Genomic DNA, 13,259 nt, shown 5'->3' with positions numbered 1-13,259 from the left:
GTGACCCGCATCATCGCCGGAGAGTTCGGCGGCCGGACCCTGGCCACCCCCCGCGGAGCGGACACCCGGCCCACCACCGACCGGGTGCGAGAAGCGATCTTCTCCCGCATCGAGTCGCTCTTCGACCTCACCGGGGCACGGGTGCTCGACCTGTATGCCGGGTCCGGCGCCCTCGGTCTGGAGGCAGTGAGCAGAGGGGGCGAGTCCGTCCTCCTGGTGGAGGCGGACCGCAGGACCGCCCGGCTGATCGAGAACAACGTGTCCGAGCTCGGGCTGCGCGGGGCGCGGGTCCGCGCCGAGAAGGTTGATCGCGTGCTCGAACGCGGCCCCGGCGGAGAGGCTTTCGACCTGGTGCTGCTCGATCCGCCCTATCCGCTTGGTGAGGAGAACCTGGCGCACACCCTCGGGCTGCTCGTCGCCCAGGACTGGCTCAGTCGCGACGCGCTCGTCGTCGTGGAGCGCTCGGCGCGCTCGCCCGAGCCGACCTGGCCCGAGGGCCTCTCCGCCATCAGGTCACGGACCTACGGGGAGACCGCGATCCACCTGGCTGAGCCCAGCGGCGACCCCGACGAGAGCGACCCCGCCCCCGACGCCAGCCCGGCGAGCACAGGCAGCTAACGCCCGGAGGCAGCGGCATGTCGCCTGCCTTCGCCGGGATGGGGCCGCTCCTGCCGAAACCCGTCCCCCTGAGCGCTCACGGTCGGCTGTGATTGGGGTGCAGGACCGGTCACGGGTGACCGGTCCTGCACCCCAATCGTGAGAGGTATGCCGGAAATCGTGGGTGCAGCCGTCAGCCGCGCCGGGCGACCAGCGCGTCGCGCACGTGGTCAGGGACCAGTCCGGTGACGTCCCCGCCATATGTCGCCACCTCTGTGACCAGGGAGCTGGACACGTGCTCCAACGCGGGATCCCCGGGGAGGAAGACGGTCTCCACGCCGGTCAGGTGACGGTTCATCAGCGCCATCGGCAGTTCGTAGGCGAAGTCGGTGCCCCCGCGCAGTCCCTTGACGATCGCGGTGGCCCCGAGGTCCTGGGCGATGTCGACCAGCAACCGCCCGCCGAAGGCCTCGACCCGCACCGACAGGTCGTCGGGCAGCGCCTGGCGGATGAACTCGATCCGTTGCTCCACCGGGAAGCGGCCTGACTTGGAGGGATTGTGGAGCACCCCCACGACAACCTCGTCGTAGAGTGCGGCAGCGCGCACGATGATGTCCAGGTGGCCGTTGGTGACCGGGTCGTAGGACCCGGGGCAGAGGCAGCGACTCATAGTGCCAACCTATCGGCCCTCCAGCGGGCGTGGCCGAGGAGTGCGGGCGCGGCTGAGGAATGCGGGCACGGCCGAGGAGTGCGAGCGGCCGAGGAGTGCGCGTGGCCGAGGAATGCGGGCGTGGCTGAGGAGTGCGCGCGGCTGAGGAGTCGGTGGTTCTGGCTGGCTGACATGTTGGTCTGGCCCGCTGATTTGTTGGGCGCCCGACCGCTCGGCTAACCTAGTGTGTCGGTCTGTGTCCCTGTGGGGTCCAGGCCGATCCACACGACACGCGAGGGACGACATGGCAACGCAGGACGCCGCGAGCCCCTGGGTATTTGACACCCGGGAGCTCGTCCGCCGGGCGGGCGCTATGAAGGAGACCTCACGGGTCGTGACGGCTCCGGACCAGATCGGCACGGACGTCATCGCGATCAAGCCCGGGGACCCGGTCGACCTTGATCTGCGGATGGAGTCCGTGATGGAGGGTGTCCTGGCCACCGGATCGGTCAGAGCCTCAGCGACCGGGGTGTGCGTGCGGTGCCTGGACGACCTTGACCTGCCGGTCGATGTCACCTTCCAGGAGCTGTTCGTCTATCGCGAGCGTGCGGCGCATCACCACCAGGTGGCGCCCGAGCAGGACGAGCAGGACGATGTGCATGAACTCGAGGACGACCTGATGGACCTCGAGGAACTGGTTCGGGACGCAGTGGTGACCGCCCTGCCGTTCCAACCGGTGTGCCGGGACGACTGTCCGGGACTGTGCCCCGAGTGCGGGGCGCGCCTGGAGGACGACCCGGACCACCACCATGACGTGATTGATCCACGGTGGTCGGCACTGGCCGACCTCGCCCAGCCGGGCACCGACGACGAGAAGAAGAGGAACTGACGTGGCTGTCCCGAAGCGGAAGATGTCCCGCTCCAACACCCGTTCCCGCCGTGCCAACTGGAAGGCGTCACCGGTTGCGGTGAGCACCTGCCCCCAGTGCAAGGAGTTCAAGCAGCCTCACATGGCGTGCCCGTCCTGTGGCACCTACGCGGGTCGCCACTACGAGGCCGCCGAGCGCACCGAGCACCAGGGCTGAGTCTCCTGTCGGTATGACGTCGAGCACCGGCTCCGCGGCGGGCACCAGTCCCGCACCACCCGAGCCTGTCCACGGCGAGCAGCGTCCCCTCGCAGGCCTGTCTGACTACCTCACCGGGGTGGTCGGGCACGTCTGCGACGAGGCGCTGCTTCGCCGTGCCGTGACCCACCGGTCCTACGCCTACGAGAACGGCAACCTGCCGCACAACGAGCGTCTGGAGTTCCTGGGGGACTCGGTGCTGGGCCTGGTCGTCACCGACACTCTTTTCCGCCGCAATCCCGACCTCCCTGAGGGGCAGCTCGCCAAGCTGCGGGCTGCGGTCGTCAACTCCCGCGCCCTGGCCGACGTGGCTCGGACCATGGGACTGGGTGACTACATCCTGCTCGGCAGGGGGGAAGAGGCCACCGGCGGGCGGGACAAGGCCTCCATCCTGGCCGACACCACCGAGGCGGTCATCGGCTGCGTCTATGTCTCCGTGGGGCTGAAGGCGGCTGACGCCTTCGTCCACCACCTGCTCGACCCGTTGATGGCGCACACCGCCAACCTGGGCGCGGCCCTGGACTGGAAGACCAGCCTGCAGGAGCTCGCCTCCGCCGAGGCGCCGGTGAGCCCGAACTACCAGATCGTCGAGGAGGGCCCGGACCACGACAAGGTCTTCACCGCGACCGCAGTTGTCGAGGGCGAGGTCCTTGGCACCGGCGTGGGCCGCAGCAAGAAGGCCGCCGAGCAGAAGGCCGCCGAGGCCGCGTGGAAGGTGCTGACCGAGCGCGCCACCGCCGTCGAGGACGCCGAGGTTGAGCAGGCCGCGGTCGGCGCCGACGGGGCTGGCGCGAGCACCGAGCCGGACTCCGACACCGCGCCCTCCGCCTGACCCGCCGTGCCGGAACTGCCGGAGGTTGAGGTCGTCCGCCGCGGACTGGCCGACCATGTCGTCGGCCGCCGCATCGAGGCCGCCACGATCACCGGGACCCGGGTGGCTCGCCGGCACGACGCCGGACCCGCCGACCTGGCCGCCCGGCTCGCCGGTGTCGACGTCCTGGCCGCCGACCGGCGTGGCAAGTACCTCTGGCTCGTCGTGCAGGCCCCCGGCGACGACCCGCACGCCCTCGTTGTCCACCTCGGGATGAGCGGCCAGCTGCTGGTCGAGGCCTCCGACGCGCCGCGCGAGAAGCACCTGCACGCGTCCTTCGACTTCGCCGACGGCGGCCCCCAGCTCCGGTTCGTCGACCAGCGCACTTTCGGCGGCCTCGCGCTGACCGAGCTGATCCCGGATCCGTATGCCGGCAGTCACCTGACGCAGACCCTCCACCCCCCGACTCCCCACGCCCCGACCCACCACCCCCCGACTCCGCACGCCTCGACCCATCACCTCCATGGCGTGCCACTCCCCGTGGGGCACATCGCGCCAGACCCGCTCGAGCCGGTCTACGACCAACGGGCCGTGGTGCGGGAACTCAAGGGTCGGCATACGGCTATCAAGCGCGCGCTGCTGGACCAGGGGCGGGTCAGCGGCATCGGCAATATCTATGCCGACGAGGCGCTCTGGCGCGCCCACGTCAACCCGCTGCGGGACACGTCCGTCCTCACCAAGCCGACGATCGCCCGGGTGCTGGACCACGCCGCCGCGGTGATGCGCGAGGCGCTGGGCCAGGGCGGCACGAGCTTCGACGCGCTCTATGTCAACGTCAACGGGGCCAGCGGCTACTTCGACCGGTCGCTGCACGCCTACGGCCGCGAGGGTGAGCCGTGTGACCGGTGTGGCACCCCGATCCGGCGAGAGTCGTTCATGAACCGGTCCTCGCACTACTGCCCGCGCTGCCAACCCCGGCCCCGGGTGGCTCGCGCGAGCTGACGTGGGCCACCTCCCTACACTTGCGCCATGGTGCGGGCACTGATCTTCGTGCGGGGCCGGGTGCAGGGCGTGGGGTTCCGTTGGTGGATGCGATCTCGTGCGCTGGAGCTCGGCCTGGTGGGGCACGCCCGCAACCTGCCGGACGGGCGCGTGGAGGTCAATGCCCAGGGAGACAAGGAGTCAGTCCAGGCGCTCATCAAGCTGCTCGGGGAGGAGACCTCGCTGCGCAGCCGGCCCGGGCACGTCTCAGGAATCACCGTGCAGTGGCGCGACCCCGCGGCCGACCTGACCGGTTTCCGCGAGCGCTGAGATCACCGCGACAACTCCGTCAAGGATGCATCCACTTGCACGCGTGCAGCCACCGAGGCGCCTCGCCGAGTATTCCCCTGAAGCGTTCCTCTCAAGGTGCGGGGGATCGGGGCGCCCCGCCGGTACAGTGACCGGAAGTCGTCGCACCAGGAGCTGCCCCAACACGTGTATGTCAAGAGCCTGACCCTCAAGGGGTTCAAGTCGTTCGCCTCGGCGACCAAGCTGCGGCTGGAGCCGGGCATCACCTGCATCGTCGGTCCCAACGGCTCCGGCAAGTCCAACGTCGTCGACGCCCTGGCCTGGGTGATGGGGGAGCAGGGAGCCAAGTCTCTGCGCGGCGGCAAGATGGAGGACGTCATCTTTGCCGGCACGTCCGGTCGGGCCCCGCTGGGCCGTGCCGAGGTGACGATGACGATCGACAACACCGACGGTGCGCTGCCGATCGACTACTCCGAGGTGACCATCTCGCGGACCATGTTCCGCAACGGCGGCTCCGACTACGCCATCAACGGCACGTCCTGCCGACTGCTCGACATCCAGGAGCTGCTGTCCGACTCCGGCATCGGTCGCGAGATGCACGTCATCGTCGGCCAGGGCCAGCTCGACGCGGTGCTGCGGGCAACCCCCGAGGAGCGCCGCGGTTTCATCGAGGAGGCCGCCGGAGTCCTCAAGCACCGCAAGCGCAAGGAGAAGGCGCTGCGCAAGCTGGAGACGATGGAGGGCAACCTCACTCGGCTCGGCGATCTGACCTCAGAGATCCGCCGGCAGCTTGGACCCCTGGGCCGCCAGGCCGAGACGGCGCGCCGGGCGGCCAGCATCCAGGCTGACGTGCGTGATGCCCGCCTGCGGATCCTGGCCGACGACCTGGTCCAGCTCACCAGCACCCTCGAGCAGGAGCTCGCCGACGAGACCGCGATGATCAACCGGCGCGCCGCCATGCAACAGTCGCTCGCCGCAGCCCAGTCGACGGTGACCGAGCTGGAGGCCGAGGCCGCCGAGGCCGCCCCGGCACTCAATGCCGCGCAGGACCAGTTCTATGCACTCTCGGCGCTGGTCGAGCGCACGTCAGCCACCGCCGACCTGGCCCGCGAGCGGGTGCGGCTGCTGGCCAGCGAGAGCGAGGAGGAGGCGTCCGGCGGCCCTGGTGAGGGACGCGACCCCGACAAGCTGCGCGCTCAGGCGGTCGCCTTGCGAGAGCAGGAGCAGACCCTGGCCGAGGAGGTCGCCGGCATTGGTGAGGCGCTCCAGGCCGCCGAGCAGGCCCGGCGTGACGCCGAGGCGGCCCACCACGACGAGCAGCAGCGTCTGACCCGCCTGGCCCGGGCCGCCGCCGACCGGCGGGAGGGTCTGGCCCGGCTCTCCGGCAAGGTGGCCGCGGCCCGCAGCCGGCAGGAGGCAGGGGAGGCCGAGATCGGCCGGCTCCGCGCCGCGCTGGAGTCCATCGCCGCCCGGGCGACTGCCGCCGAGCAGGAGTTCGCCGCCCTCGAGGGACGCGTCCTGGACGTCGAGGAGGGTGAGGAGGGCCTGGACCAGGAGTATGAGACTGCTGAGGCCGCCCGCACCACGGCGGCCGCGGAGGTCGAGCGCCTCACCGACGAGGTCCGCGCTGCCGAGTCCCAGCGGGCCAGCCTGACCGCTCGGTGCGAGGCGCTGGAGCTCAGCCTGCGCCGCAAGGACGGTGCGGCTGCCCTGCTGGCCACGGCCGATGGTCGCGGTGTGGTCGGCACGGTCACCAGCGCGGTGACCGTCACCCACGGCTATGAGGCCGCCATCGCCGCAGCGCTGGGCTGGGCCGGCGACGGACTGGTCATGGAGTCCCTCGACCACGCCCGCGACGCGGTCGCCAGCCTGCGGTCCGCGGATCAGGGCCGGGCGGCCCTGCTCGTGTCGCAGACCGCTCCCGCCCCCAACACCATCGGCTGGCCCGACCTGGGCGTCGGCGCGGTCTGGGCGCGCGAGGTCGTCTCGGTCACCGACGCCGCAGCCCCTGCAGTCGAGTTGCTGCTGCACCGCGTCGCGGTCGTCGAGGACGACGCGGCAGCCGCTGATCTGGTCTCCCGTCACGAAATCACCGCGGTCACGCGCGAGGGAGATGTGTATGCCGCGGGCTGGGTCCGCGGCGGCAGCTCGGCCGCGCCGAGCCTGCTGGAGATCCAGAGCGCCCTGGACGAGGCGCAGCAGGAGGCCTCCGCCGCAGCGGCCCGTGGGGAGAAGGCCACGTTCGCGCTGTCCCGGGCCCGGCAGGAGCTGGAGCAGCACGCCGCGGCCGCCGAGCAGGCGATGGACCGCCTCAACGAGTCCGACGCCAAGATGGCCGCCGTCGCCGAGAAGCTGGGGCAGCTCGGCTCCGCGGTGCGGGCAGCCCGCTCCGAGCACGAGCGCACCACCGCCTCGATCACCACGGCCGAGAAGTCGCTGGACAGCGGCCGGGCCGACCTGGAGGGTCTCATCCAGCGGCTCGCCGATGCCGAGGCCGAGCCCGGCGAGGAGGAGCCGAGCACGCAGGAGCGGGACCGGCTGGCCGCCGTGGCCGCCGCAGCACGCACCAAGGAGACCGAGGTCCGCCTCTCCCTGCGCACGCAGGAGGAGCGGGCCCGCGCCCTGCAGGGGAGGGCCGAGTCGCTGGAGGCAGCTGCCCGCTCCGAGATTGCCGCCCGGGAACGGGCCGCAGCCCGGCGCGAGCGGCGAGCCCACGCCGCCCGGGTGGCGACCGCCGTCGCCGAGGGGTCGGCATACCTGCTGGAGGAGGTGCGCACCCTGATGGGTGACGCCGCCACGGTGCGCGACCAGGCACGGGCCCAGGCCGCCGAGCGGGAGACCCGCCTGGGTGAGGCCCGGGGCCGGGTCTCCACCCTCGGTGACGAGCTGCGGGACCTGACCGACTCGGTGCACCGTGACGAGGTGGCCCGCGCCGAGCAAAGACTGCGCATCGAGGCACTGCAGACCCGGGCGGTCGAGGAGCTGGGCATCGACCCGGAGACGCTCATCGAGGAGTTCGGACCGCACCAGCTGATCCCGGCGATCCCCGGTCCTGATGACGACCCGGACGCGCTGCCCGAGCCCAAGGCGTTCGTGCGCGAGGAGCAGGACAAGCGGTTGCGCAGCGCCGAGCGCAAGCTCAACGCGCTCGGGAGGGTCAACCCGCTGGCGCTGGAGGAGTTCGCGGCGCTGGAGGAGCGCCACAAGTTCCTCACCGAGCAGGTCGATGACCTGCGCCGCTCCAAGGAGGACCTGCTCGACATCATCAAGGACGTCGACGAGCGCGTTGAGCGGGTCTTCGCCGAGGCGTTCGAGGACACCGCTGAGCAGTTCGCCGGGGTCTTCTCCCGCCTGTTCCCCGGCGGTGAGGGCCGGCTGACGCTGACCAACCCCGACGACATGCTGACGACTGGCATCGAGGTCGAGGCCCGCCCGCCCGGCAAGAAGATCAAGCGGCTCTCGCTGCTGTCCGGTGGTGAGCGCTCGCTGACGGCCGTCGCGCTGTTGGTGTCGATCTTCAAGGCGCGGCCGAGCCCGTTCTACATCATGGACGAGGTGGAGGCGGCCCTGGACGACACCAACCTGGGCCGGCTGATCACCCTCTTTGAGGAACTGCGTGACTCCAGCCAGCTGATCGTCATCACCCACCAGAAACGCACCATGGAGGTTGCCGATGCACTCTATGGCGTGTCTATGAAGGGGGACGGCGTGACCACGGTGATCTCCCAGCGGATCCGGGACGTGCAGCCCCAGACCGCCTGACGACGTGAGAGTCGTCACTTCTGTCACACCAGTTGCTCCGTCGACGGCGCGGTGATTTTGCAGCCGTTGAAAATCGTTGCAGCATTGTGACCATGATCGCGATTGTGTTGGCCATGCTTGTGTGCGTGGCACTGGGGGGACTCGTCGTCGGATACGTGGCTGTGGAGGCCCGACGAGACGGTCGTGAACTGTTCACCCCCGAAGGTGAGGAGATGCTGGCGAGCGCACGACGCCGCCAGCAGGAGCTCAGGGGACGTGGCGAGCGCCTGGCCCGCAAGACCGTGCACTCTGTCCGCAAGTAGCAGCACGTGCACTCTGTCCGCAGGTAGCAGCACTGGTGGTCTAGCGCGACAGTCGCTGAGGGCCACCGCCGGTCGGCGCCGTCACCGGAGTCTGTGACAATGTCCGGCGTGGACAGTCTGTGGGAGATCCTGGTCGTAGCGACCGTTGTCGCACTGGCAGGGCTGGCGGTGATCGTCGGCCTGGTGCGCGGGGGCGGCAAGCGTGGTGGCAAGAGCGACACCACGACCATCGAGCGACCCCCGACCACGCCGGTCGAGGTCGAGCCGGACGGTGACCGGCCGCAGCCACCCCCAGGTGAGGGGGTCGAGGACATCGGCGGGGGCGTGGCCGTCGAGGTCGAGCCCGAGCCGACCACTCCCACCCTGGAGCGGCCTGCCTCGGCACGTGGGCGCCTGGCTCGGCTGCGTGCCCGGCTGGCGCGCTCCAACAACGCCATCGGCAACGCCCTGCTGGCGCTGCTGTCCAGCGGCGGTCTGGACGAGCAGTCCTGGGAAGACGTCGAGGACACTCTGCTGCAGGCCGACCTCGGCGTGGAGGCCACCGACGAGCTGGTGGGCAAGCTGCGCACCCGGGTGCAGGTCGACGGTGCCACCGACCCGGAGGTCGTCAAGGGCTGGCTGCGCGAGGAGCTGCTGGCCCTGGTCGACCCGAGCATGGACCGTCGTGTGGCGGCCAGCCGGGTCGGGGACCGTCCCGCGGTGATCCTCGTCGTCGGTGTCAACGGCACCGGCAAGACCACTACCGTCGGCAAGCTCGCGCGCGTGCTCGTGGCCGAGGACAAGGATGTCGTCCTCGGCGCTGCGGACACCTTCCGCGCCGCCGCGGCCGACCAGCTGCAGACCTGGGGCGAGCGTGTCGGGGTGCCGACGGTGCGCTCAGACCGCGAGGGGGCCGACCCTGCCTCGGTCGCCTTCGACGCGGTGAAGTCCGCGACGGAGTACGAAGCAGACGTCGTCATCGTCGACACCGCCGGCCGGCTGCACAACAAGGCTGGCCTCATGGACGAGCTGTCCAAGGTCAAGCGGGTCATCGAGAAGCAGAGCCCGATCGACGAGGTGCTGCTCGTCCTGGATGCCACCACCGGTCAGAACGGCATGCGGCAGGCCGAAGTTTTCGGCGAGGCGGTCAACATCACCGGCATCGTGCTGAGCAAGCTGGACGGCACGGCCAAGGGCGGCATCGTCGTCAACGTGCAGCGCCGTCTCGGCGTCCCGGTCAAGCTGGTCGGCCTCGGCGAGGGGCCGGACGACCTTGCGCCCTTCGACCCAGAAGCGTTCGTCGACGCGATCATCGGCTGACAGGCCTGCGAGGACACGAGCTTGCGAGGCCCGGAGCAGGTCGCGGAAGCCGATGCAGGGGGTCTATCGGCTGACAGGCCCGCGAGGAGACGAGTTCGCAGGGCCCGGGGCGGGTCGCGGAAGCCGACTCGACATCATGGGCTGGCTTCCTCATTGGCGACGGCGGAGCTCTCCGGCGAGTTGCGCGGATCGTTCGGCTCCGACAGGGCCCAGCCGACCGCGGCGGTGCCGACCCGACCCGCTGGTCGCAGCAGCAGCCGCTCGGCCACCGGGTCGAGCCGCTTGCCCACACGCAGGCCGAGCATGTCCCGCGCATAGTCCGGCAGCATCGAGACCGCCCCGGCAGTCAACATCCAGTAGCCCGGACGGGCTGCCCACGGCAGCGGTGGTTCGCGCAACAGAAAGGCCGCGGCGTCCCGCGCGCCATCGGTGACCTGCAGCTCCGGACGGTATGCCGCCAGCTGGCTCTGCAGGTCGGCCACCGTCTGGGGCGGGTCGGTCACGCCGAGCTCGCTGGCCGCCCAGCCAGTCTGAGCCACATAGGTGTCTGCGTCGGACGGCGTGAGTGGCGTGCGCGAGTAGCGCTGGTAGGACGTGAGGAACGAGTCGATCTCCCCGATGTGGACCCAGCTCAGCAGGTGTGGGTCGCGGGCGTCGTAGGGACGCCCGTCCGGTGCCGTCCCCGAGACGGTGTCGTGCACCCGGTTGATGTGGTCGACCATGCGCTGCGCCCCGTCGACCGGACCGAACGTGGTCATCGCGATGAACTCGCTGGTGCGTTGCAGCCGTCCCCACGGGTCGCCCCGATAGCCGGAGTGCTCGCCGACGCCCGCCATGGCCAGCGGGTGCAGTGACTGGAGGAGCAGGGCCCGCAACCCACCGGCATACATCGCGGCGTGGTTGTGCACCCGGCAGATCGGGTCGGTCGGGGCAAAACGGCGCTCGCCGGGAGACAGCCAGATCGCGGCGGCTCTGCGATCGGCGTCGGGCCCGGCGACCCGGTGGCGGAGGGAGGCGGACAGTCGGCGACGGATCGGCATACACACCATCTTGGTCCCTGGGCACGGTTGTCGCACCGGTGCGACGGATATAGGTGTCTCACCGGACGATGAGCCGTGCCCAGACTCGGGGACGAGACGGCGAGGACGGTCTGACTGGCGCCAACAGCTAACCTGTGGGGGTGTTCAACAGCCTCTCCGACCGTCTGACAGAGACCTTCCGCAACCTCAAGCGCAAGGGTGCCCTGTCTGAGACCGACGTCAACAAGACCGTCCGTGACATCCGGATGGCGCTGCTCGACGCCGATGTCGCGCTGCCGGTAGTGAAGCAGTTCACCGGGCAGGTGCGGGACCGGGCGCTCGGGGCAGAGGTGTCCAAGGCCCTCAACCCGGGGCAGCAGGTCGTCAAGATCGTCAACGAGGAGCTCGTCAGCATCCTCGGCGGTCAGACGCGGCGCCTCAACCTGGCCAAGAACCCGCCGACCGTGATCATGCTCGCGGGTCTGCAGGGCTCGGGCAAGACGACCCTGGCGGGCAAGCTCGGCTTCTGGCTCAAGGAGCAGGGTCACACCCCGCTCCTGGTCGCCGCCGACCTGCAGCGACCCAACGCTGTCACCCAGCTCGAGGTCGTCGGTGAGCGTGCCGGGGTGCCGGTCTTCGCACCGGAGCGTGGCAACGTGTTCGGCCACGATGCCGCCCTGGAGTCGGGGGAGGGGACCCGCTCCTTCGGCGACCCGATCGACGTCGCGGTCGACGGTGTCGCGCACGCCCGGGACAAGAACCACGACGTGGTCATCATCGACACCGCCGGCCGCCTGGCCGTCGACGTGGACCTGATGCGCCAGGCGCACGACATCCGGATGGAGACCCACGCCGACGAGGTCCTCTTCGTCATCGACGCGATGATCGGTCAGGCCGCGGTGGACACCGCCAAGGCCTTCGCCGATGGCGTCGGGATCACCGGCACGGTGCTGACCAAGCTGGACGGTGACGCCCGTGGTGGTGCGGCGCTGTCGGTGGCCACGGTGACGGGCGAGCCGATCCTGTTTGCCTCCACCGGCGAGGGCGTGAAGGACTTCGAGATCTTCCACCCCGACCGGATGGCCGGGCGGATCCTCGACATGGGTGACGTGCTAACCCTGATCGAGCAGGCCGAGAAGGCCTTTGACCAGGCGCAGCAGCGCGAGATGGCGCGCAAGTTCATGGCCGAGGAGGACTTCACCTTCGTCGACTTCCTCGAGCAGATGCAGGCCATCAAGAAGATGGGCTCGCTGAAGCAGATGCTCGGCATGATGCCGGGCATGCAGCAGATGCGGGCCCAGCTGGACTCGCTGGACGACAAGGAGTTCGACCGGGTCGAGGCGATGGTGCGCTCGATGACCCCGTTCGAGCGGATGCACCCCAAGCAGATCAATGGCTCGCGGCGGGCCCGCATCGCCAAGGGTTCGGGTGTCTCGCCGTCCGAGGTCAACCAGTTGCTCGAGCGGTTCGGTCAGGCGCAGAAGATGATGCGCCAGATGCGCAAGGGCGGCGGCATGCCCGGGATGCCGGGGATGCCCGGCATGGGCGGCGGCGCGGCCAAGGGCAAGGCGAAGGGGCCGCAGAGCAAGAAGGGCAAGAGCGGCAACCCCGCAAAGCGCGCCGAGCAGGAGCGGCTGGCCGCGCAGAAGGCGGAGGAGTCGCGCGGCAACGCCATGGGCAGCGCCTTCGGTCTGCCGGGCGGTGGCGAGGATGCCGCGGAGCAGGACCTGTCCAGCCTCAAACTGCCTGCCGGGTTCGACAAGTTCCTCAAGGACCAGTAGCGCTCAGCGCAGGTCGTCCACCAGGTGGCTGGGGGCGATCTCGATGGGCCACGGCAGGGAGAGCCTCGCGACCTCGTCGCCGGTGACGTGGGCAACTTCGACGTAGACGTCGTCGCGCAGTTCCCAGACGCGCAGCGAGGGCTCATCCGGATCGATGACCCAGTAGGCCGGTGTGCCGGCCCGCTGATAACGCAGCAGTTTGGCGCCCAGATCGAAGGTGCGGGTGCTGGGAGAGAGCACCTCGACCGCCAGCAGTGGGTCGCCCTCGATGCGCCGCCCACCAACTGCGGACCTGGGCACCACCAGCACGTCAGGCTGTAGGACCGTGTCGCCTGCAAACCTGATGTCCAGTGGCGCGACGAAGACCCGTATGTCAGCTGGTTTTGTGTCGTGCAGTCGCAAGAACAGCTCCTGCACCGCGTTCTGGTGTGCGGGCACGGGTGACGGTGTCACGACGAGCGTCCCGTCGATGAGTTCGTAACGGTGCCCGTCGTCGACGTCACGGATCGCCTCGAAGTCCTCGAGGGTCAGTGGGCCGCTCCGCGGCAGCGTCGGCATAAGTCCCATGATGCCCCTCTCTTTCATGTGGTCCAGCGACACATGGTCGGGGGACTGGCTCAGAACT

General features: G+C 70.1%; 13 protein-coding genes. 10 read left to right on the top strand and 3 right to left on the bottom strand.

The window, feature by feature from the left end; all coding sequences use genetic code 11:
* Window positions 1–618 (top strand): 16S rRNA (guanine(966)-N(2))-methyltransferase RsmD, encoded by a 618-nt coding sequence (gene rsmD, locus FNH13_RS13185; RefSeq protein ID WP_143783841.1) that lies wholly within the window; start codon window positions 1–3, stop codon window positions 616–618.
* Window positions 619–790: 172 nt separating this feature from the next.
* Here the strand turns inward: rsmD and coaD are convergent, their stop codons facing one another.
* On the bottom strand, window positions 791–1,267 hold the full coding sequence (gene coaD / locus FNH13_RS13180) for a pantetheine-phosphate adenylyltransferase (protein ID WP_143783840.1): 477 nt from the start codon (window positions 1,265–1,267) through the stop codon (window positions 791–793).
* A 283-nt stretch (window positions 1,268–1,550) separates the two neighbouring features.
* On the opposite strand from coaD, the gene FNH13_RS13175 reads away from it, so the two are divergent.
* The 8 genes from FNH13_RS13175 to ftsY all read left to right on the top strand — a co-directional run bounded on the left by FNH13_RS13175 (window position 1,551) and on the right by ftsY (window position 9,834).
* Window positions 1,551–2,135: a YceD family protein gene (locus FNH13_RS13175; RefSeq protein ID WP_165700110.1), complete on the top strand. Its 585-nt coding sequence runs from the start codon at window positions 1,551–1,553 to the stop codon at window positions 2,133–2,135.
* A gap of 1 nt (window position 2,136) precedes the next feature.
* Window positions 2,137–2,331, top strand: a complete 195-nt coding sequence (gene rpmF / locus FNH13_RS13170; protein ID WP_143783839.1) for a 50S ribosomal protein L32 — start codon at window positions 2,137–2,139, stop codon at window positions 2,329–2,331.
* A gap of 13 nt (window positions 2,332–2,344) precedes the next feature.
* Window positions 2,345–3,202 (top strand): ribonuclease III, encoded by an 858-nt coding sequence (rnc, locus tag FNH13_RS13165; RefSeq protein ID WP_143783838.1) that lies wholly within the window; start codon window positions 2,345–2,347, stop codon window positions 3,200–3,202.
* Window positions 3,203–3,208: 6 nt separating this feature from the next.
* Window positions 3,209–4,183 (top strand): bifunctional DNA-formamidopyrimidine glycosylase/DNA-(apurinic or apyrimidinic site) lyase, encoded by a 975-nt coding sequence (mutM, locus tag FNH13_RS13160; protein ID WP_143783837.1) that lies wholly within the window; start codon window positions 3,209–3,211, stop codon window positions 4,181–4,183.
* A 27-nt stretch (window positions 4,184–4,210) separates the two neighbouring features.
* On the top strand, window positions 4,211–4,492 hold the full coding sequence (locus FNH13_RS13155; protein WP_143783836.1) for an acylphosphatase: 282 nt from the start codon (window positions 4,211–4,213) through the stop codon (window positions 4,490–4,492).
* Window positions 4,493–4,657: 165 nt separating this feature from the next.
* Window positions 4,658–8,233 carry a chromosome segregation protein SMC gene (gene smc, locus FNH13_RS13150; RefSeq protein ID WP_143783835.1) on the top strand — a complete coding sequence of 1,192 codons (3,576 nt, stop codon included), beginning with the start codon at window positions 4,658–4,660 and terminating at the stop codon, window positions 8,231–8,233.
* 92 nt (window positions 8,234–8,325) lie between these two features.
* The gene (locus tag FNH13_RS13145; protein WP_143783834.1) at window positions 8,326–8,535 is read left to right on the top strand and encodes a hypothetical protein; all 210 of its coding nucleotides are present in this window, start codon (window positions 8,326–8,328) and stop codon (window positions 8,533–8,535) included.
* A 99-nt stretch (window positions 8,536–8,634) separates the two neighbouring features.
* Entirely contained in the window at window positions 8,635–9,834 is a 1,200-nt protein-coding gene (gene ftsY, locus FNH13_RS13140; protein ID WP_143783833.1) for a signal recognition particle-docking protein FtsY, read from the top strand.
* A 134-nt stretch (window positions 9,835–9,968) separates the two neighbouring features.
* On the opposite strand, the gene FNH13_RS13135 is transcribed toward ftsY, so the two are convergent.
* On the bottom strand, window positions 9,969–10,874 hold the full coding sequence (locus tag FNH13_RS13135; protein WP_143783832.1) for an oxygenase MpaB family protein: 906 nt from the start codon (window positions 10,872–10,874) through the stop codon (window positions 9,969–9,971).
* Between the two features lie 140 nt (window positions 10,875–11,014).
* On the opposite strand from FNH13_RS13135, the gene ffh reads away from it, so the two are divergent.
* On the top strand, window positions 11,015–12,634 hold the full coding sequence (gene ffh, locus FNH13_RS13130) for a signal recognition particle protein (RefSeq protein ID WP_143783831.1): 1,620 nt from the start codon (window positions 11,015–11,017) through the stop codon (window positions 12,632–12,634).
* Window positions 12,635–12,637: 3 nt separating this feature from the next.
* Here ffh and FNH13_RS13125 read toward each other — a convergent pair whose 3' ends face one another.
* Entirely contained in the window at window positions 12,638–13,192 is a 555-nt protein-coding gene (locus FNH13_RS13125) for a Uma2 family endonuclease (RefSeq protein WP_228266395.1), read from the bottom strand.
* Window positions 13,193–13,259 lie beyond the last annotated feature (67 nt).

This window comes from Ornithinimicrobium ciconiae, from assembly GCF_007197575.1.
In the GTDB taxonomy this organism is placed as follows: Bacteria; Actinomycetota; Actinomycetes; order Actinomycetales; family Dermatophilaceae; genus Ornithinicoccus; species Ornithinicoccus ciconiae.
The sequence above is the reverse complement of the archived record's forward strand: the minus strand, read 5'-3'. Positions and strand labels throughout refer to the sequence as shown.